Origin of the sequence: Marinospirillum alkaliphilum DSM 21637 (genome assembly GCF_900119735.1) — a bacterium.
In the GTDB taxonomy this organism is placed as follows: domain Bacteria; phylum Pseudomonadota; class Gammaproteobacteria; order Pseudomonadales; family Halomonadaceae; genus Marinospirillum; species Marinospirillum alkaliphilum.
In genome coordinates this window covers 233,355-252,874 of record NZ_FPJW01000001.1, presented here as the reverse complement: position 1 = coordinate 252,874, position 19,520 = coordinate 233,355, and the positions used below count along the sequence as shown (strand labels likewise).

22 protein-coding genes and 1 tRNA gene are annotated in these 19,520 nt (G+C 55.2%); 14 read left to right on the top strand and 9 right to left on the bottom strand.

Annotated features, from left to right (window positions below):
* Window positions 1-3 precede the first annotated feature (3 nt).
* From lptC to yjgA, 9 genes are all read left to right on the top strand, one after another.
* Window positions 4-627: an LPS export ABC transporter periplasmic protein LptC gene (gene lptC / locus BT114_RS01235; protein WP_072324492.1), complete on the top strand. Its 624-nt coding sequence runs from the start codon at window positions 4-6 to the stop codon at window positions 625-627.
* Complete coding sequence (gene lptA / locus BT114_RS01230) at window positions 624-1,187, top strand: lipopolysaccharide transport periplasmic protein LptA (RefSeq protein WP_072324491.1); 564 nt, start codon at window positions 624-626, stop codon at window positions 1,185-1,187. The genes lptC and lptA overlap by 4 nt, the downstream gene beginning before the upstream one ends.
* On the top strand, window positions 1,184-1,912 hold the full coding sequence (gene lptB / locus BT114_RS01225) for an LPS export ABC transporter ATP-binding protein (RefSeq protein WP_072324490.1): 729 nt from the start codon (window positions 1,184-1,186) through the stop codon (window positions 1,910-1,912). Before lptA ends, lptB begins: the two co-directional genes overlap by 4 nt.
* An 82-nt stretch (window positions 1,913-1,994) precedes the next feature.
* The gene (locus BT114_RS01220; protein ID WP_342715626.1) at window positions 1,995-3,494 is read left to right on the top strand and encodes an RNA polymerase factor sigma-54; all 1,500 of its coding nucleotides are present in this window, start codon (window positions 1,995-1,997) and stop codon (window positions 3,492-3,494) included.
* Between the two features lie 110 nt (window positions 3,495-3,604).
* Entirely contained in the window at window positions 3,605-3,910 is a 306-nt protein-coding gene (gene hpf, locus BT114_RS01215) for a ribosome hibernation promoting factor (RefSeq protein ID WP_072324488.1), read from the top strand.
* Between the two features lie 19 nt (window positions 3,911-3,929).
* Entirely contained in the window at window positions 3,930-4,388 is a 459-nt protein-coding gene (ptsN, locus tag BT114_RS01210) for a PTS IIA-like nitrogen regulatory protein PtsN (RefSeq protein ID WP_072324487.1), read from the top strand.
* Window positions 4,389-4,426: 38 nt separating this feature from the next.
* Window positions 4,427-5,305 (top strand): RNase adapter RapZ, encoded by an 879-nt coding sequence (gene rapZ, locus BT114_RS01205; RefSeq protein WP_072324486.1) that lies wholly within the window; start codon window positions 4,427-4,429, stop codon window positions 5,303-5,305.
* 11 nt (window positions 5,306-5,316) lie between these two features.
* Entirely contained in the window at window positions 5,317-5,586 is a 270-nt protein-coding gene (locus tag BT114_RS01200; protein ID WP_072324485.1) for an HPr family phosphocarrier protein, read from the top strand.
* A gap of 2 nt (window positions 5,587-5,588) precedes the next feature.
* Window positions 5,589-6,092 carry a ribosome biogenesis factor YjgA gene (gene yjgA, locus BT114_RS01195; protein WP_072324484.1) on the top strand — a complete coding sequence of 168 codons (504 nt, stop codon included), beginning with the start codon at window positions 5,589-5,591 and terminating at the stop codon, window positions 6,090-6,092.
* A gap of 162 nt (window positions 6,093-6,254) precedes the next feature.
* Here yjgA and BT114_RS01190 read toward each other — a convergent pair.
* The 3 genes from BT114_RS01190 to BT114_RS01180 form a co-directional block, all read right to left on the bottom strand.
* Window positions 6,255-6,342: transfer RNA gene (locus BT114_RS01190), tRNA-Ser, on the bottom strand.
* Window positions 6,343-6,431: 89 nt separating this feature from the next.
* Window positions 6,432-6,890 carry a YiiD C-terminal domain-containing protein gene (locus BT114_RS01185; protein ID WP_072324483.1) on the bottom strand — a complete coding sequence of 153 codons (459 nt, stop codon included), beginning with the start codon at window positions 6,888-6,890 and terminating at the stop codon, window positions 6,432-6,434.
* The gene (locus tag BT114_RS01180; RefSeq protein WP_072324482.1) at window positions 6,887-7,444 is read right to left on the bottom strand and encodes an NAD(P)H nitroreductase; all 558 of its coding nucleotides are present in this window, start codon (window positions 7,442-7,444) and stop codon (window positions 6,887-6,889) included. Before BT114_RS01180 ends, BT114_RS01185 begins: the two co-directional genes overlap by 4 nt.
* 113 nt (window positions 7,445-7,557) lie before the next feature.
* On the opposite strand from BT114_RS01180, the gene BT114_RS01175 reads away from it, so the two are divergent.
* Window positions 7,558-8,208: a hypothetical protein gene (locus tag BT114_RS01175; RefSeq protein WP_072324481.1), complete on the top strand. Its 651-nt coding sequence runs from the start codon at window positions 7,558-7,560 to the stop codon at window positions 8,206-8,208.
* Window positions 8,209-8,223: 15 nt separating this feature from the next.
* On the opposite strand, the gene BT114_RS01170 is transcribed toward BT114_RS01175, so the two are convergent.
* Together BT114_RS01170 and BT114_RS01165 are read right to left on the bottom strand one after the other, a co-directional pair.
* The gene (locus tag BT114_RS01170; RefSeq protein ID WP_072324480.1) at window positions 8,224-9,000 is read right to left on the bottom strand and encodes an ABC transporter permease; all 777 of its coding nucleotides are present in this window, start codon (window positions 8,998-9,000) and stop codon (window positions 8,224-8,226) included.
* Window positions 9,000-9,959 (bottom strand): ABC transporter ATP-binding protein, encoded by a 960-nt coding sequence (locus BT114_RS01165; RefSeq protein ID WP_072324479.1) that lies wholly within the window; start codon window positions 9,957-9,959, stop codon window positions 9,000-9,002. Before BT114_RS01165 ends, BT114_RS01170 begins: the two co-directional genes overlap by 1 nt.
* Window positions 9,960-10,080: 121 nt before the next feature.
* Here BT114_RS01165 and BT114_RS01160 point away from each other — a divergent pair, with 121 nt between their 5' ends.
* Window positions 10,081-11,499, top strand: a complete 1,419-nt coding sequence (locus tag BT114_RS01160) for an NfeD family protein (RefSeq protein WP_072324478.1) — start codon at window positions 10,081-10,083, stop codon at window positions 11,497-11,499.
* A gap of 2 nt (window positions 11,500-11,501) precedes the next feature.
* Complete coding sequence (locus BT114_RS01155; protein WP_072324477.1) at window positions 11,502-12,263, top strand: slipin family protein; 762 nt, start codon at window positions 11,502-11,504, stop codon at window positions 12,261-12,263.
* Window positions 12,264-12,266: 3 nt separating this feature from the next.
* Here the strand turns inward: BT114_RS01155 and rarD are convergent, their stop codons facing one another.
* Window positions 12,267-13,145: an EamA family transporter RarD gene (gene rarD, locus BT114_RS01150; RefSeq protein ID WP_072324476.1), complete on the bottom strand. Its 879-nt coding sequence runs from the start codon at window positions 13,143-13,145 to the stop codon at window positions 12,267-12,269.
* Window positions 13,146-14,090, bottom strand: coding sequence for a ketopantoate reductase family protein (locus BT114_RS01145; protein ID WP_072324475.1), 945 nt, complete (start codon window positions 14,088-14,090; stop codon window positions 13,146-13,148).
* Window positions 14,091-14,220: 130 nt separating this feature from the next.
* Here BT114_RS01145 and BT114_RS01140 point away from each other — a divergent pair, with 130 nt between their 5' ends.
* Complete coding sequence (locus BT114_RS01140) at window positions 14,221-14,745, top strand: SixA phosphatase family protein (RefSeq protein WP_072324474.1); 525 nt, start codon at window positions 14,221-14,223, stop codon at window positions 14,743-14,745.
* A gap of 240 nt (window positions 14,746-14,985) precedes the next feature.
* Window positions 14,986-16,191, top strand: coding sequence for a YbfB/YjiJ family MFS transporter (locus BT114_RS01135; RefSeq protein WP_072324473.1), 1,206 nt, complete (start codon window positions 14,986-14,988; stop codon window positions 16,189-16,191).
* On the opposite strand, the gene BT114_RS01130 is transcribed toward BT114_RS01135, so the two are convergent.
* Both BT114_RS01130 and hisC read right to left on the bottom strand, forming a co-directional pair.
* Entirely contained in the window at window positions 16,181-18,409 is a 2,229-nt protein-coding gene (locus tag BT114_RS01130; RefSeq protein WP_072324857.1) for a bifunctional prephenate dehydrogenase/3-phosphoshikimate 1-carboxyvinyltransferase, read from the bottom strand. The genes BT114_RS01135 and BT114_RS01130 overlap by 11 nt on opposite strands.
* Window positions 18,410-18,415: 6 nt before the next feature.
* The gene (gene hisC, locus BT114_RS01125) at window positions 18,416-19,516 is read right to left on the bottom strand and encodes a histidinol-phosphate transaminase (RefSeq protein ID WP_072324472.1); all 1,101 of its coding nucleotides are present in this window, start codon (window positions 19,514-19,516) and stop codon (window positions 18,416-18,418) included.
* Between the last annotated feature and the right edge of the window lie 4 nt (window positions 19,517-19,520).

Below are 19,520 nucleotides of genomic sequence, written 5' to 3'. Positions count from 1 at the left end.
TTTATGCCGGGCCTGATCACTCGCCTTAACAGCCTCATCACTCCGGGCATGCGTCGACTGGCTGGCGTACTGGCTCTATTGCTGCTGGGCGGAGTGATTGTATGGCTGCAGGAAAGCACCCAAACCCCACCCTACACAGCACTGCCACGTGAACATGGTGAGCCGGATTATTACATCGAACAGGCTCGCCTTTCCCGCTTTGATGCAGAAGGGCGATTACTGCAGGTGATCCATGCAGAACAGGTCACCCACTATCCGGAAAACGACCTGGCACTGATGCAACTACCAGTGGTTTATCATCATGGTGAGTCGGGTCAAAGTTGGCGGCTGCAGGCCCTGCGTGCAGAGTATCGCAGCAACCAGGAACTTTACCTGGAAGAACAGGTGATACTCCAACCCATCGATCCGGAATCTGCTTACCTGCCCGAATTCACCACCAACCGCCTGTGGGTTGATACCAATGCACAACAGGCAAACACCCCTGACCCGGTCCACTTCACCAGCCCCGGCGGAGTCACCCAAGGCATTGGACTTGCCGTTGACATGCAAACCGGACTGGCAGAAATCCTGCAACAGGTCAGCGGCAGCTACCTGACGAACCCGCCTTCTCAGGAGCCTTTACCATGAAGGATGCGCTTCTTGCTCCATCCCGCTTTTACAAGCCAGGCCTCCTGTTAAGTCTGCTGCTGGCATACAGTTCACTGACCCTGGCGCTTCCGGAAGATCGTGAAAAACCGGTCCAGGTTCAATCAGAACGCATGCAGTGGAATAATCAGCAACAACTGGCAACCTACACCGGCCAGGTGGAAGTCACCCAGGGTGAACTGAAAATCAAAGCTGAGCTTCTGGAGTTACATCGGGGTGAGGACGGCGCACTGGAGCGGGCAACCGCCAGCTCACCCGGCGAGCTGGCTTATATGCGCGATCGACCCAGGGCAGAAGAACCCAAGGTGGAGGCCTGGGCTGAAACCATCGACTACCAACCCGCACAAGATCGTGTTGTGTTAACCGGCAATGCCCGCCTGGTTCAGGGCGAAGACAGTTTTCGTGGTCACCGCCTGACCTACAACCTGCTCAGCCAGGACATTCAGGCAGAACAGGCTGAAAGTGATGCCGGTCGTGTTGAGGTCATTCTTACCCCCAGACGACGCGAAGCCACCATTCAGCCAGAAGGGAACCAGCAATGAGTAAAAGCCTGACTGCCCGCAACCTGCAAAAAAGTTACAAGGGCCGCAAGGTGGTCCGAGACATCAGCCTGGATGTGCGTCAGGGCGAAATTGTTGGGTTACTGGGCCCTAATGGCGCCGGCAAAACCACCTCTTTTTACATGATTGTCGGGCTAGTGAAAGCCGATGCCGGAAAAATCCTGCTGGATGACCGTGACATCACGCGCCTGCCAATGCATGGTCGTGCCCGCGCAGGCCTGGGCTACCTGCCGCAAGAGGCTTCGGTATTCCGCAAACTCAGCGTGGAAGACAACATTCTGGCCATTCTGGAGCTGCGCAAGGAGCTGGACAAGGCACAGCGCCAGTCCCTGCTGGAGCAACTGCTCGAAGAATTTTCCATCACCCACATTCGCAAGAACAAAGGCATGAGCCTGTCGGGTGGTGAAAGACGGCGGGTTGAAATTGCCCGCGCCCTGGCCAACGAACCCGACTTCATCCTGCTGGATGAACCCTTTGCCGGTGTTGATCCCATCTCGGTCGCCGAAATCATGGGCATCATTCGCCAACTCCAGGCCCGCAATATCGGGGTGCTGATCACCGACCATAATGTGCGTGAAACACTGGAAATCTGTGAACGTGCTTACATTGTCAGCGAAGGTGCACTGATAGCCCAGGGCAATGCTGAAGAAATTCTATCCAATGCTGATGTCAGAAGGGTTTACCTGGGCGAGCAATTTAAGATATAAAGTGTTCATGAGCCATGGCATAAAAATTGCTGAGTTGGCCACCCGGATATTTTTGCGGCACCTGATGAGTAGCTGAACACCCATGTCGATGAAACCCAGCCTCGGGCTGAATCTTTCCCAGAACCTGGTTATAACCCCCCAGTTGCAACAAGCCATTTACCTGTTGCAGCTCTCCACACTGGACCTGCAACAGGAAATCCAGCAGGCACTGGAGTCCAATCCACTACTGGAACTGGAAGAGAACGAGGATTATCCGCCAGCCCCTCAGGCAGACCCTTTTGACACCTCCACCCGCGAAGCACAAAAGGCTGAAGCCCTTCAAGACAGTGCTCCAACGGAAATGAAAGAGTGGGATGAAGATCACCTGCCCAGTGAGCTGCCTGTTGATACTGCCTGGGATGATGTCTTCAGCCATGACTACTCCCCGCCCTCCGGCAGTGGCGAGGATATGGGCGACCAGTTTGAGCGAGACACCGCTGGAACCAGCCTGGCTGACCACCTGCTGTGGCAGCTCAACCTTAACCTGCATAACGAACATGATCGCCTGATCGGTGAAACCCTGATTGACAGCATCAGTCCGGAAGGTTACCTGACCGAAGACCCGGAAGTGATCTGTGAAGCACTGCGCAGCCAGGACCCGATGTTCAGTGATCTGGAAACGGATGAAGTCATTGCTGTACTGAAACTGGTCCAGCGTTTTGACCCACCGGGGATTGGCGCACGCGACCTGCGTGAGTGCCTGCTACTGCAACTGGAGCAACTGCCTGCCGATACGCCACGCCTGGCCTGTGCCCGCAAACTGGTTGACCAATACCTTGAAGTGCTGGCCAGCCGTGACTACCGCTTCCTGCTGCGTCGTTTGAAACTGAACAGTGAAGATGAGCTGCATGAAATCATCACCCTGATCCAGCAGCTGAACCCCCGCCCCGGCAGCAGCATTGAAAGTGAAGCATCCAGCTACATTGTTCCTGATCTTTTAGTCAGTCGCACTCGCCATGGCTGGCGTGTGGAGCTGAACCCGGAAACCCTGCCAAAACTTCGCGTTCAACCTCACTATGCCGACCTGATTCGGCGTGCAGACTCCAGCGACACCAATCAATATTTAAAAGATCATTACCGTGAAGCCCAGTGGCTGATCAAAAGCCTGCAAAGTCGCAGCGAAACCCTGCTAAAAGTTGGTAGCAAAATTGTTGAAGTACAGCAGGACTTCCTCGAAAAAGGCGAAGAATACATGAAACCCATGGTATTGGCCGACATCGCCACTGCCATCGAAATGCACGAATCCACCGTATCCCGTGCCACCACTCAAAAATACATTCACACACCACGCGGTATTTTTGAGCTGAAATACTTCTTCTCCAGCCATGTATCCACCGCTGAAGGTGGTGAAGCCTCATCCACCGCCATTCGGGCCATGCTGAAAAAGCTGATTTCTGCCGAACCACCACGCAAACCCCTATCCGACAGCAAACTGGCAGACCTGCTTGCTGACTCCGGCATCCAGATTGCCCGCCGCACTGTGGCAAAATACCGCGAAGCCATGAACATCCCGCCTTCCAGCGAGCGTAAACGCCTGCGTTAAGCCTGATTGTCAAGCCCTTTTTTGCCGGAAACATCCGGCAACGGGGCTTTGCTTTATGGCAAAAAGGGTTACAATGAAATTGTAAAACCCAATAAAACCAGGAGCCCAACATGCAACTGAACATCACTGGTCATCACGTCGAACTGACTGCTGCACTGCGTGAATACGTCGAGTCCAAGTTCGCCAAGCTGGAACGCCACTTTGATCAAATTTCCAATGTTCAGGTCACCCTTACTGTCGATAAGCTGCGCCAGATTGCCGAAGCTACCTTGAACGTAGCTGGCGGTGAAATCCACGGCAGTGCAGAAAAGGAAGACATGTACGCTGCGATTGATGAGCTGATTGACAAGCTGGACCGTCAGCTGATCAAACACAAGGAAAAAACCCAGGCTCGCCATCAAGGCGCCACTCACTGACCCGGTCTCCCTGCCCGCCATGCAGATCAACGAAATCCTGACCCTTGAGCGCACCCTGTTTGGGGTGCCCGGGGGCAGCAAAAAACGTGTACTGGAATATTTCAGTAAATTCATTGCTCAGCAGATTCCGCAGCTGGATGCCGAAGAAGTTTTCTCGCGGCTGATTGCACGGGAAAAACTGGGCAGCACTGGCATCGGGCAGGGTGTGGCATTGCCACACTGCCGCATCAGCCATTGCGACCAGGCAGTTGGCACCTTCATCCGCCTGCGCGACAAAATCGACTTTGACGCCATAGACGGCCAACCGGTTGATCTGATTTTTCTGCTACTGGTTCCTGAAGAAGCCAACGAAGCCCACCTTCAGACCCTGGCATTGCTGGCTGAACGCTTCTCCGATGAAGAACTGCGTAAAGAGCTGCGTAAAACTGATCAGCCGGAACAACTGCATCAGTTGATCACCGCACCCATTCCATCCTGAGCACGTCAACTGCCATGCAAGGAAGGAGGCCCGGAGCCATGCAACTTGTCATCATCAGCGGACGTTCTGGCTCTGGCAAAAGTGCTGCCTTGCATGCACTGGAAGATCTGGGCTACTACGCCATCGACAACCTGCCGGCTGGCCTGCTGATTCCACTGGCCGAACAGGCCCGTGTGCAGGAAAACCTCAGCCGGGTTGCCGTCAGCATTGATGCCCGTAACCTGTCCAGAGATTTAGACCACTTCCCCACCATCATGCGTGAACTGAATGCGGATGGTGTGGATGTCCTGGTGGTTTATTTAAATGCCAATGCAAAAACCCTGATGGAAAGGTTTTCAGCCACTCGCAGGCGTCATCCACTGACCCGTGATGGCCAGCTGTCGCTGAACGAAGCCATAGAGGAAGAACAGAAACTGCTGGACCCACTGGCCAGCCTGGCACAGCTGACACTGGACACCACCCGACTTTCTGTTCACGAATTGCGCAACACCATTGCTGAACAGGTTGCCCGTCGACCACACCAGACCAGTACCCTGCTGTTCCAATCGTTTGGATTCAAGCGTGGCGTTCCCCTGGATGCTGACCTGATTTTTGATGTGCGTTGTCTACCCAACCCCTTCTGGGACATCAAACTACGGGACAAAACCGGGCTGGACCCTGAAGTTGCAAGCTTTCTTGAACAATATGAACTGCCAGAACAGATGTATAACGACATCAGTCAGTTTGTCAGCCACTGGTTACCGCGTTATGTTCAAAGCAGCCGCAGCTACATCACTGTAGGTATCGGTTGCACTGGTGGACAGCATCGTTCAGTTTATCTGGCTGAACGCCTTGGACAGCATTTCCGTCAACTGCATGACGACGTGCAAATCCGTCATCGTGAGCTGGCTGCACCATCACCTGCTGCCGACCACTGACAGGCTCCAGTATGCAAGAAAAGAAAGTCACCCTGATCAATAAACGCGGCCTGCATGCACGGGCTGCCACTCGTGTGGTGCAGGTATGCCAGCAGTTCCAGTCACAGACCGAAATCTGCCTGGGTGAGCGTACGGCCAACACTCGCAACATCATGCAACTACTGATGTTGGCAGCCCCCTGTGGCACCCAACTCAGTATCCGCGCCAACGGAGAGGATGAAAACCAGGCCATTGAGGCACTGGAACAACTGATCCTCGACCGTTTTGACGAAGAAGAGTAAACATGCACAACGAAAGCCACGAACAGGATGAACTGCCGAGCAAAAGCGAACTCAAGCGCCAGATGCAAGCGCTGCAGGAAGTCGGCAAAAAACTGCTCGAACTGAACAAGAACCAGCTTAAAACCCTGCAGCTGGATGAGGAACTGCTGGAAGCCCTGGCTGAATACAAGCGCATCTCATCCCATGAAGCACGCCGCAGACAACTGCAACGCATCGGCAAACTGATGCGCAGCCGGGATCATGAAGCCATCCAGGCAGCCATGGATATTTATGATGCCGGTTCGGAAACTCATGCCCGCCACTTCCAGCAACTGGAACTCTGGCGTGAGCGCCTGCTGGCAGAAGACAATGCACTGGTTGATTTCATGAATGAATGGCCAGCCTGCGAAGCTCAGAAAATTCGCCAGCTGATCCGTAATGCCAGGCAAGAACAGGCAGCAGGCAAACCACCGACCAACAGTCGCAAACTGTTTCGTTACCTGCGCGACCTGTGTGATCCAGGCTAAAACAAACACCTGCCGAGCTTTACAAGCAAAACGACTCACCGGCAGAAGGATTCAAAAGGCCCCTTAACCGGGCCTTTTTTGTTTGCGGGCTTCACAGCACAGCTTGTGGGTTTTGCGGGGCAAATAAAAAAGCACCCCGAAGGGTGCTTTTTTATTGAATTCTGGCGGAGAAGGAGGGATTCGAACCCTCGATACGTTTCCGTATACACACTTTCCAGGCGTGCGCCTTCGACCACTCGGCCACCTCTCCGCAATTCACTCATCAAGGGGGTTTCCCTCTCAACAAGTGGCGCGCATGATACTGACTCCATTAAGAAAATGCAACCCCAACCACACCAATCAGGTTGAATTTCCAAGCGCTACATAAACGCCTTCATAACTGAAGCACAACTGATCGCCCTGCCGGGCTTCAACATTCAGGCTCATGCGCGCACGCCCATTGCTCTTGTAACGCTCCAGAAAGCTCTCCATGCCCTTTGGATCATCACACCAACAGAGCATTTGAAAATCGCCGGTGATGGGGGCTACAAAGCGGTTGGATGACTCTTTGATCACCACCGGACAGCGCCCCGTAGCCTGGTCGAGCAACAGATTGACATAACACCAGCCCAGCAGGGTTGCCAAACCTGCCACACCACCTCCAAAACCGGTGCCCTTGTCGTTAACCAGCGGCTCCAACTGCAGGTTAAACACCAGGATCTGGTCTTGCCATTCAAGACCATGAATGCCCATGTGTTGTGTCAACGGGATGTGCTGTTTCAACCAGGGTAAAAAATCCGGTTTAACCTGCAGCTTCATACCCAGCGCTCCACAAAGTCAGCGAGTTGGCGCTCCGGTAACTGCTTCCGGCGCCCTGCCGGTGTTCCCAGATAAATAAAACCCACCAACTCATCCTGTGCGGCCAGTTTCAAGCTGGCTTTGACATGGGGATCAAAGCATAACCAGCCAGAGCGCCAGATACCTGCAAAACCTTCCGCTTCAGCAGCCAGCAACAGTGCATGAGCGGCACAACCTGCTGACAGTAACTGCTCCGATACCGGCACCTTGGGGTGTTCCTGAATACGAGCCACCACAGCAATCAACAAGGGAGCACGATAAGGCATCATCCGCAGTCGATTCAGCTCTTCGATATCTGTGCCCGGTTGTTGCTGCAACTGAGCTTCAGCAAAAATCTCACCCAGCGCATCCAGACCTTTACCACTGAACTCAATAAAACGCCAGGGGGTGAGTCCCGCATGGTCAGGGGCTCTTAATGCTGCCTGATAAATTCGTTCCAGAGCCAGCCCCCGGGGTACAGGCTCTGTCAGCTTTGGATGTGAATTACGATTCAGCAACAGCTCCATGGCTTGCATAAATTAACTCCGGATTTGCAATTTTTAATGACCCTCAGGTTGCGGCCTGCAGCCTTGCAGCTTAATCTTTACGGACGCGCATCAATAATGGACACCTTTGAGGAAAGCATAACATGGTGTTATCTCCCCTGGCAGTTGTTCTGCTGGCTCAGTTGGGAATCCTTCTGTTCGGTATCATCTTTTACCTGAGACTGCAGAGAAACCGCCTGATCAAGGAACTGGAAGGCTTTAAATCAACCGGTGCGAGTGGGCAGAAATCACTCGACATCGAGCAGGGTGATATCAGTTTTGATCACCAGCAGGCTGAGCTGCTGCTGAATCGCAGTCTGCAGAATGTCAGTGACATCGCATCTGAAGCACCGGCTGCACGTGCGTTATGCCAGCAACAGCAAGAGTTGTTGATTGCGCTGGGTGATTGCCTGGGCATGATACTGGATGACAAACCTGCTCCAGCAGCTGCACCAGCCCGTAAAGCCGCCGTTGCAGCTGCACCGGCAGCCGCTGCCGCCATGGCCAGTGATGAGCTGGTCAGCCAGCCGGACCTGGATGCAGTTCTGGCAGAGGCTGATGACGTGGAAGAGTTTGACCTGGATGATCTGGATGGCCTGGAAACTGACGAAGATGCCGCTGACGACGATCTGGCACTTCCCGGTGAAGAGCCGGAACTTCCGGAAGATACCCTGCAGGCCACGCTGGATAGTCTGGATGACTTTGATTTCAGCGACCTTGAGGAAGAGCTCCTCAAGGACGATGATAAAAAATGATCCCGTTGCGGGGTATTACTGACGGATACCCCGCCCTCGCTCCAGCAACCAGAGTGCCAGCGAAAACAACACCAGAATGAACAGCCCGATGGTGCCCAGCGCCGCCCAGTGGTTGATGTCTGAAACCCCCAGAATGCCATAACGGAAAGTGTTGACCATATAAAGCACCGGGTTCAGCAGTGACACACCCTGCCAGAAGTCCGGCAGCAACTGGATCGAATAAAATACCCCACCCAGATAAGTCAGCGGTGTCAGCACAAAGGTCGGAATGATGGCAATGTCATCAAAAGACCGGGCAAACAGCGCATTGATGAACCCGCCAATGGCAAACAGCACCGCCGTGAGAAACACCACGGTCATGGTGACAAACAGGTTGTGGACGGTCAGCTCGGTGAAAAACAGCGCCAGCAGCGTCACAATCAGGCCCACCAGCAAGCCGCGCGCCACACCACCCAGCACATAACCACCCAAAATCACCCAGCCAGGCACCGGTGCCACCAGCATTTCTTCCACCGACTTCTGAAACTTGCTGCTGAAAAAGGAAGACGTCACATTGGAATAGCTGTTGGTGATCACCGACATCATGATCAGTCCGGGCATGATGAACTGCATGTAGGTGAAACCGCCCATCTCACCAATACGGGTACCAATCAGGTTGCCGAAAATCACAAAATACAGCGCCATGGTGATGGCTGGTGGCAACAAGGTCTGGGCCCAGATGCGGGTGAAACGCCGCACTTCCTTGATCAGGATGGTGGTGAAGGCAACCCAGTAAAGACGTGCAGGATTCATCAGGTGCTCACTTTTGCAGTCGGTTGGTCCGCTTTAAAATCACTGGCGGCGGTTTTTTCCACCAGTGATACAAAGAGTTCTTCCAGTCGGTTGGCCTTGTTGCGCAGGCTCAATACCTCAATGCCTTGCTGCTGCAAGGCAGAAAACACCTGGCTGATGCTCTGTCCCTTGCGCACTTCCACCTCCAGCGTGTGATCATCCTTTAAGCGGCTGACAAAGGCATCCAACTGAGGTGCAGCCTGTACCGGCTGGGTCAAGTCCAACACAAAGGTTTCGCTGTTCAGCTCACTCAACAGGGCTTTCATACTGGTGTTCTTGACGATTTCACCCTTGTCGATGATGGCAATGTTGCGGCACAGGTTCTCCGCTTCTTCCAGGTAGTGAGTGGTCAGAATGATGGTGGTGCCCTGACGATTGATTTCCTGCATGAAACTCCACATGGAGCGACGCAATTCGATGTCCACACCGGCAGTGGGTTCGTCGAGAATCAGCAATTTAGGGTTATGCACCAGCGCCCTGGCAATCATCAGACGGCGCTTCATGCCACCGGACAACATCCGCGCTTGCTGTTTGCGCTTTTCCCACAGCCCCAGATCGCGCAGCAATTGTTCGGTCCGCGGGCGCGCCTGAGCCTGAGTCAAGCCCTGGTAACCGGCCGCCGTCAGCACTATGTCTTCCACCTTCTCAAAGACACTGAAATTGAACTCCTGGGGCACCACACCAATCAATTGTTTGGCAAGGGCAAAATCCTGATCGATGTCGACACCAAAAATGCTGACCTTGCCTGCCGATTTGCGAACCAGAGAGCAGACAATACCCAGTGTGGTGGATTTACCGGCACCATTAGGTCCGAGCAGGGCAAAAAAATCACCTTCGGCAACGTCCAGACTGATGCCTTTCAAGGCCTCGTGTCCGTTGTCATAGGTTTTCTGAAGATTACTGATGGTAAGTGCTTTCATTGTCTCGACTTTATTGGAGTGCAGAAGAGTATTCAGGCAGAAGACTGACCATTCTAACAGATATGAAGGCAAAGCCCTGCGCTTTCAACTAGGATGAAGACAGAAATTTCAGGAGTTACTGATGAACCGTTCATTGTTCAGATCTTTACCACTGGTGTTACTGTTTAGTGGAATGATCCTGTTGCTAGCCAGCAGCCTAACAAGCACCCAAGCCAGCCCAGCTCGACAGGATGCCCCGACAGCTCTGCTGCTACAGATGAAAGGTGCCATCACCCCGGCGGCGACTGAATACCTGCGCCGCGGCCTGCAGCAGGCTGAAAAACAACAGGCCCGCCTGCTGATCATGCAACTGGATACCCCCGGTGGTCTGGATGCCGCCACCCGTGACATGATTGCCCTGATACTGGCCAGCCCGGTACCGGTGGTCACCTGGGTGGCTCCGGAAGGTGCAAGGGCAGCCAGTGCCGGAACCTATCTGCTTTACGCCAGTCATGTTGCAGCCATGGCTCCCAATACCCACCTGGGTTCAGCCACTCCGGTCAGCATGGGTGGTGGTTTGCCCGGCCAGGAGACGGAATCCGACCAGCAGCAAAAGGACCAGGATCAGCAAACCACCGATGAAACAGGCAAACGCCGCGGCAGTACAGCCATGGAACGCAAGGTGCTGGAGGATGCTGTCAGTACCATTCGCAACCTGGCTGAACGCCATGGGCGTAACGCTGACTGGGCTGAAGCTGCAGTGCGTGATGCGGTCAGCCTGACCGCAAGGGAAGCACTGCAGCAGCAGGTGATTGACCTGCTCGCTTACAACACTGCCGAACTGCTGGATCAGCTGCATGGGCGTGAAGTGGTGATGGCTGAAGGCCGCCGCCTGACCCTCGACACCGGCGGGCTGCTGCTGGAACGACTGGACCCTGACTGGCGTACCCGGCTGTTATCGGTGATCAGTGATCCCAGTGTGGCCTATTTTTTATTGATCCTCGGTTTTTACGGCCTCATTTTTGAGTTCTCCAACCCTGGCAGTCTGGTTCCCGGCACCCTGGGTGCCCTGTGCCTGCTGCTGGCCCTTTATGCTTTCCAGGTACTCCCCGTGAACTATGCCGGACTTGCTCTTGTGTTCCTTGGTCTGATCCTGATCGTGGCAGAAGCCTTCATACCCAGCTTCGGTATTCTGGGTGTGGGAGGCATCGCTGCGTTTGTTGCCGGTTCCATCATGCTGATGGACAGTGTTGAGCTGGCAGTGTCCCTACCATTGATCGGTGGAACTGCCCTGGCTGCCGGGGTGTTTCTGCTGTGGATTGTGACCCGCTTTACCCAACTGCGAAGGCGTCGACCCCGAACTGGTGAAGAAGCCATGACCGGAGAAACCTGTGTGGCAATGGAAAATTTTGAACATACCGGTCGTGTCCGCCTGCACGGTGAAATATGGAAAGCCGTCAGCAAGGTTCCAGTACAGGCTGGCCAGCCATTAAAAATCACCGGCCTGCAGGGATTAACCCTGCAGGTCACTTTGCTCGATTCAACCCTTGAAGGAGTCTGATCATGCTATTCAGTTACCTCACCCCGCTGGCTCTGGTATTGATGCTGCTGGCTGCATCCATCCGCATCCTGCCGGAATACAAGCGCGGGGTGGTTTTTTTCCTCGGACGCTTCCAACGTGTCAAAGGCCCCGGACTGGTCATTGTAATTCCCGGCCTGCAGAAAATGGATGTGGTCGATCTGCGCGTCATCACCATGGACGTCCCGGAACAGGATGTGATTTCGCAGGACAACGTCACGGTAAAGGTCAACGCAGTGCTCTATTTCCGAGTGGTTGATCCGGAGAAAGCCATCATTCAGGTAGAAAATTTCGTGGTTGCCACCAGCCAACTTGCACAGACTACGCTCCGCTCGGTACTGGGCAAACACGAACTGGATGAAATGCTGTCCGAACGCGACAAGCTGAATGATGACATTCAGGAAATTCTTGATGTCCAGACAGAGGACTGGGGCATCAAGGTGGCCAATGTTGAAATCAAACACATTGATCTGAACGAAAACATGATCCGTGCCATCGCCCGTCAGGCTGAAGCTGAACGTGAACGTCGTGCCAAGATCATTCATGCCGAAGGTGAACTGCAGGCCTCCCAGAAGCTGGTGGAGGCCGCCCATGTGATGTCAGGCAACCCGGCTGCACTGCAGCTGCGTTACCTGCAGACCCTCAATGACATGGGCAATAAAAACTCCTCCACCATTGTCTTTCCGCTACCGATTGAACTGATGGACGCCTTTCGCAGCATGCGGCCAAAACCACCGAAGGAGTAAATGTCAGGGAGCTGAGGCAAGCTGCCGCCGTGCTTGCCACAGCCCCCACATGAACAACAGCATCGCTGCCCAGATCAGAGCAAAGGTGATCAGGCGCTGTGGCGGGTAGTCTTCATTCAGAATCAGCACCGCTGAAATAAACTGCATGGTCGGGTTGATGTACATGATGAAACCCACCACCGACAGATCCAGTCGTTGGGCCGCAGCAGCAAATAACAGCAAGGGTGTGGCAGTCACCACCCCGGAAGCCATCAACAACAGGGACAACTGCATGGATTCGCCAAACTGCAGGTTCTGCCCTGCCCACAACATCCAGCCCAGCCACATCATCGCCACAGGCAGCATCCACAGGGTTTCCACCGTCAGCCCCAGCATGCCATCCACTGGCTGTTGTTTACGCACCAGACCATAGAACCCGAAAGTCAGCGCCAGAGACAAGGGAATCCACGGCAGACTGCCCAGACTGTACAGTTCCCACAACACAGCTGCAGCTGCCAGCCAGCCCGCCAGCGCCTGCCAGATGTGCAGTTTCTCTTTCAGCAGAATCCGCGCCAGCACCAGGCTGACCAGCGGGGTCATGAAATACCCCAGACTGGCTTCCATCACCCGCTGCTGACCGACCGACCAGATGAAAATCAGCCAGTTGGAACCGATCAGCAGTGATGTCACTGCCAGCCAACCCAGCGCACGAGGTTGCTGAAGCAGCTGCCACAACTGCTGCCTGCGTTTCATCAGCAGGATGATCAGCAGGGTTGCCAGCAGTGACCAGATCACCCGGTGTGCCAACACTTCACCCGCCGCAACACTGTTCAGCAGACTGAAAAACAGCGGGAAACAACCCCAGATCACATAAGCAGCCACTGCCAGCCACAAACCCTGCATTCAATGGCACTCCTGCTGCTGACTGAGCAGACCATACACCAGCGCTGTCATCGGGGTGTTAATCGCCAGGCGTTTACCACGCTTCAGCAGCGTGCCACTGATACCATCCAGCTCCAGCGGACGCCCTTTTTCCAGATCCACCAGCATTGAGGTTTTGATGCCATCAAAATTGCAGATCAATTGATACATTTCCTCAACATCCTGCTGACCGATCGGCAGGCCTTCAGCAGCAGCAATGGCTGCCGTTTCCTGCATCAACTGATACACAGAAGCACCAAACAAGGGGTGAGTACTGAGCGTCTGGGTATCCAGTCGCGTCAGAGCTGACAAAGGATTCACGGCATTGTTGAGCATCAGCTTGCGCCACAATTCCACCGCAATCCGGTCACTGATGCGGGAAGGAATCCCCGCCTGCTGGAATGCCTGATCAAAGGCCTGCAACTGGTCGGTCGGCACCTGACCACTGGTCTGATCCGGCCAGGCACCAAAAATGATCTGTGCCGGACCACTGGCTGTGATCACACCCGGCGCTTCAATATGCCCACCAATACGCAGGGCAATACCGCCCAGGGTGCGTGAAGTACCCACCACAGCCTCCAGCTCCGGTTCATTATCCACCCCGTTCTGCAGCGACAACAGTGGAGTGGCACCTGCCAGTAACCAGTCACGACAACGATCAAGCCAGGCAGCCGTGTCCTGAGATTTAAAACACACCAGCAGCAGGTCAAAATCCGTAACGCTGTAATCTGCCAGCAGGGCAGCTTCATCCACCGCAGTCACCGGTGCTTCAAAACGAAAACTTTCATGCTCAACCTTCAGGCCTTGTTGCTGCATGGCTCTCAGGTGTTCACCGCGCGCCACATACACCACCTGATGCCCGGCTTGCTGCAGACGCGCCCCGTAATAACAACCGATGCCACCGGCACCCAGAATCAGAAACCGCATGCTTCGCTCCGAAAAAATGGAATGATGAGTCTATTCTACTCCCTGATGCTGATTAACGCCTGAAGGTTTTTATGGTGTATGTTTGGTACAGATACAACGACAGAACCGCTTTCCTGAAGGAATCACTGCAATGAAATACCTGACCTTGATCCGCCACGCCAAATCCAGCTGGAAAGAAGCCGGTCTCTGTGACTTTGACCGTCCATTGAACAAACGCGGACAACGTGATCTGCCCGGACTGGCAGAACGTGCCAGCCACCATCTGCCAAGGCCAGATCGCCTGTTATTCAGTCCGGCACTGCGCACCAGCCTGACCCGTGAACCGCTGGTTCGCGCCTGGCAGTTGCAGGATGATCAATGCCTGGCAGCTCCTCAGGCTTATGAAGCAACAGCTGAAACCCTGCTGCAACTGCTCCAGGACACACCCGATGCAATCAACCATCTGGTGCTGGTCGGCCACAACCCCGGTCTCAGTGATCTGACGGCACTGATCAGTGGACAGCCGATGGATTATTTTCCCACCTCGGCTTTTGCCCACCTGTCACTGGATCTGGAGCACTGGTCGACACTGACCGCCGGATGCGGCAAGCTATTGCAGTTTGACTATCCCAAACTTCATGCCGCCAATACTGATGAGAATCAGAAAAGCCAATAAGTAATACCAGGAAACCTGTGATTAATGTCACGTGCGCAGGTTAGGCAAGACGAAATTGGCTGAAAAAGTGGAGTTTACACAGAGTAAATGAGCATTTTGAAGCCAATTTCAACACGGTATAAGCCAGCAAAGTAATTAATCAGGGTGTTCCTGATACTCACCAGTCAATCACCTCTCTTGGCGGAACGCATCCAGTGGTTTAACGTGTAGACTGCGAAGTCCATAATAAGGATAACCAACATGCTTCCGTCCCCCCGTTTGCGGGTACTGCTGGCTGGTGTTTTCAGTCAGATCCTCTGCATTGGCATTGCCCGTTTTGCCTACACCCCACTGTTACCCGTGATGCAGGACCAGACCTGGATGGGTGATGCCGTGGGCGGCTGGCTGGCCGCCGTGAATTATCTGGGTTACATGAGTGGCGCCCTGCTGGCAGCCTCGATCAGTGACCTGAAATTAAAAGACACCCTCTACCGCATTGGTTTGATTCTGGCAGTGATCACCACTGCGGCCATGGCAGTCACCGAAAACCTCTGGCTGTGGGTGATTCTGCGTTATCTGTCCGGATTATCCAGTGCCGGTTCGATGCTGATTGCCTCCGGTCTGATCCTCAACTGGCTGATACGTCACCATCATCGTGGTGAACTGGGCATTCACTTTGCCGGCGTTGGTTTTGGCATTGTGGTGGCGGCCTTGTCAGTGGAGTTGATGATGCACCTCAGCCAGCAATGGGATGCCCAGTGGTTGTGGTTATCCGCCCTGGGGTTGTTGCTGGCCATTCCCGCCTGGCGGTGGCTGCCACGCCCGGAAAATGCCAGCCTGACCAGCAGTGGCAGCACCCTGACTGACAATCCGCCAACCCGGCGTTTTATGGGACTGATGCTGGCGGCTTATTTTTGTGCCGGTTACGGTTATGTGATCACCGCCACCTTTATTGTGGCTTTTGTGGAGCGACAGCCGGAACTGGTGGGAATGGGGCCAATGGCTTTTGCACTGATCGGGCTGGCAGCAGCACCCGCCGTGATGGTGTGGGATCTGATTGCCCGTTTCACCGGTTACCTGAATGCCCTGCTGCTGACACTGGTGCTGCAGATTGCCGGTATCCTGCTGCCGGTGATCCAGCCCAGCCTGCCAGTGGTGCTGTTCAGTGCCCTGCTGTTTGGTGGCACTTTTATTGGTTCGGTGAGCTTGGTGCTGACCATGGCCGGTCGCCTTTACCCCACCAAACCCGCCAAACTGATGGGAAAAATGACTCTGTCTTACGGCAGTGCCCAGGTGATTGCTCCGGCACTAACCGGCATGCTGGCGGCCCAGTCCGGTCACTACAACACGGGGCTATGGATTGCCGGAGGTTTTGTGGCACTGGGCACCCTGCTGGTGGTCTGGCTGAAACTCACCGACCAGACCGCCCAGCAACTCGATGCCTCAGCCAGACTGGTCAGCCGCTGATGGCGTCCAGTTTCAGGCCCACGCTGCGGGCCAGTTCGGCAAAGCCGGGGAAGGAGGTGTTGACAGTGGCACAGTCTTCGATGGTGATGCTGCCGGATGCCCGCAGACCGGCCACAGCAAAACTCATGGCAATGCGGTGGTCGTGGTGGCATTGCAGGCTGGCCGAACCAAACACATTGGTTTCATTGCCCTTACCCTGAATGTCGATGCCATCATCCACCACGGTGCAATCCACACCCAGTGCCAGCAGACCATCCGCCATCACCTGAATGCGGTCGGATTCCTTCACCCGCAGTTCTTCAGCACCGCGCAGGCGGGTGGTGCCTTCGGCACAGGCGGCAGCAATGAACAATGCCGGGAACTCATCAATCGCCAGCGGTACCTGATCTTCCGGAATATCGATGCCTTTCAGCGGCGCATAACGCACCCGGATGTCGGCCACCGGCTCACCGCCCACTTCACGCTGATTGGACAGGGTCAGGTCAGCGCCCATCAGGCGCAGGATATTGATCACACCATCACGCGTCGGGTTGATGCCCACGTGTTCCAGCGTCAGATCACTGCCGGGGCTGATGGCAGCGGCCACCATAAAGAAGGTTGCCGAGGAAATGTCCGCCGGAATGTCGATGTCGCAGGCGGTCAGTTCACCACCACCCTGTACGGCTGCAGTGGCACCCTGCTTGAACACCGGATAACCAAAACCCTGCAACATGCGTTCGGTATGGTCACGGGTCGGGGCGGGTTCAGTGACACGGGTTTCACCCTCAGCCCACAAACCCGCCAGCAACAGGCAAGACTTCACCTGAGCCGAAGCCATTGGCAGGTCATAGGTGATGCCCTTGAGTTTTTGACCACCCTTGATTTTCAACGGCGGACGTCCGCCTTCAGCGGTTTCGATCTCGGCACCCATCAGGCGCAGCGGATCAGCCACCCGCCCCATCGGACGCTTGCTCAGGGATGCATCACCGGTCAGCTCGGTATCAAACGACTGGGCTGCCAGAATACCGGCCAGCAGGCGCATGGAAGTACCGGAGTTGCCCAGATACAGCGGTCCCTGAGGTTGTTTCAGACCCTTGATGCCAACACCGTGAATGGTCACTTCGCCGTTGTGCGGGCCTTCAATCAGCACCCCCAGATCGCGGAAGGTCTGCAGGGTTGCCAGTGCGTCTTCACCTTCCAGAAAACCCTTCACCCGGGTGATGCCGGTGGCCAGAGCACCCAGCATGATGGAGCGGTGAGAAATGGATTTATCACCGGGAACCCGGATCTGACCGGCAACCGGACCGCCGCCGGGCTGGGTGACAAAGTTGATGCGCTTGTTTTGCATGGTCTGATAGCCCGTCTCGTTGAGCAAAGCAGTAAAATAATCGCGGGCGGATTTGGCACGGGTGAAAATACTCACCAGCGCCTCCGCATCACGGGATTCAACGGCTGATTTCAGTCGCTGCACCCCGTTGAGAAATTCGTCCAGTGCATCCAGGGTGGCATCCCGGTTGGCCAGGAAAATATCACGCCACATCACCGGATCACTGGCAGCCACGCGGGTGAAGTCACGAAACCCCCCGGCGGCATAACGGAAAATATCCAGTCGTTCGTCCCGGCGTGCCAGGGTATCCACCAGTGAAAAAGCCAGCAGATGCGGCAAATGACTGGTGCGTGCCAGCACCTGATCGTGCTGCGTCACATCCATTTCCAGCACTTCGGCACCACAGGCTGTCCAGAGTTGGCGAACCAGCTCAAGTGCCTGAGGGTCATTATCGGGGGCAGGAGTCAGGATCACCTTGCGGCGTTCAAACAGCTCCACCCGCGCAGCCAGCACACCACTTTTTTCCGCACCGGCAATCGGGTGGCCCAGTACAAAACGGGGGGGCAACTGGCCAAACACCGCCGTTGCTGCATCCAGCACCACCGCCTTGCAGGAACCCACATCAGTGATGACCGCCGTTGGTTTTAACAACGGCTTGATGGCCTGCAACACCGGCTGCATGGCCAATACCGGCACCGCCAGCACCAGCAGGTCGGCTTCTGGCACCAGTTCGGCCAGGGATTCACTGGCCCGATCCACCACCCCCAGAGTGAGAGCACCCTGACGCTCATCCTGCGCCAGATCCACCCCCAGGTATTCAGCGGCAAACCCGGCACGACGTGCAGCCAGCGCCACGGAACCACCAATCAGCCCCAGACCCACCACCAGCAGTTTATTGATCCTGTTATGCACCACGAATCAGAGCACCTTCTTCAGGGCATCAATAAAACGCTGATTCTCTTCCGGCAGACCAATGCTGATGCGCAGGTGGTTGTTCATCCGGTAAGGACGCAACGGGCGCACAATCACGCCTTCCTTCAACAGCGCCTGATTCACTGCCTCGGCATCACCCACATCCACACAGATGAAGTTGCCGACCGAAGGAATGTAGTTCAGGCCCAGCTCACGAAAGGCGGTTTCCAGTTGCAGCATGCCTGCCTTGTTGGTGATCACTGACTGTTGCAGGTACGCTTCATCACCCAGCGCTGCCAGTGCCGCTTCCAGTGCCAGTGAGTTGACGTTGAACGGCTGACGCACCCGGTTGAGGGTTTCAGCGATGCCCACCGAGGAAAGGCTGTAACCCACCCGCAGTGACGCCAGACCATAAGCCTTGGAGAAGGTACGGCAGACCAGCAGGTTAGGATAATCCTGCAGCAGCGCCACACCATCCGGATAAACACTTTCCTCGACATATTCGAAGTAGGCTTCATCCAGCACCACCAGCACCTGTTCCGGCACCTGCGCCATGAATTCACGCAGCTGCTTTTCCGACAACCAGGTACCGGTCGGGTTGTTCGGGTTGGCAATGAACACCACCCCGGTGTTTTCATCTATCGCCTGTGCCATGGCATTCAAATCATGGCCCCAGTCTCTGGCAGGCACCACCTTGTGTGCCGCACCAGCCGCCTGGGTGGTAATCGGGTAAACGGCAAAGGCGTATTCGCTGTACACCGCATTGCGGCCCGGTGCCAGCCAGCAACGACCGACCAGATCCAGCAGGTCATTGGAGCCGTTACCCAGGGTGATCTGGCGAGGGCTTAATCCCAGTTTCTGCGCCAGCGCCGCTTTCAGGCGATAACCACTGCCATCCGGGTAACGTGCCAGCTCAGTCAGTTCACGCTGAATGGCGTTCAGTGCCTGCTGTCCCGGCCCATGAGGATTCTCATTGCTGGCAAGCTTCACAATGCTGTCCGGATCAAGATTCAGCTCACGCGCCACTTCTTCCACCGGTTTACCCGGCTGGTAAGGCATCAACCCCTGAATACCGGCATTGGCCAGTTTTAAAAAATCACAGCTCATCACA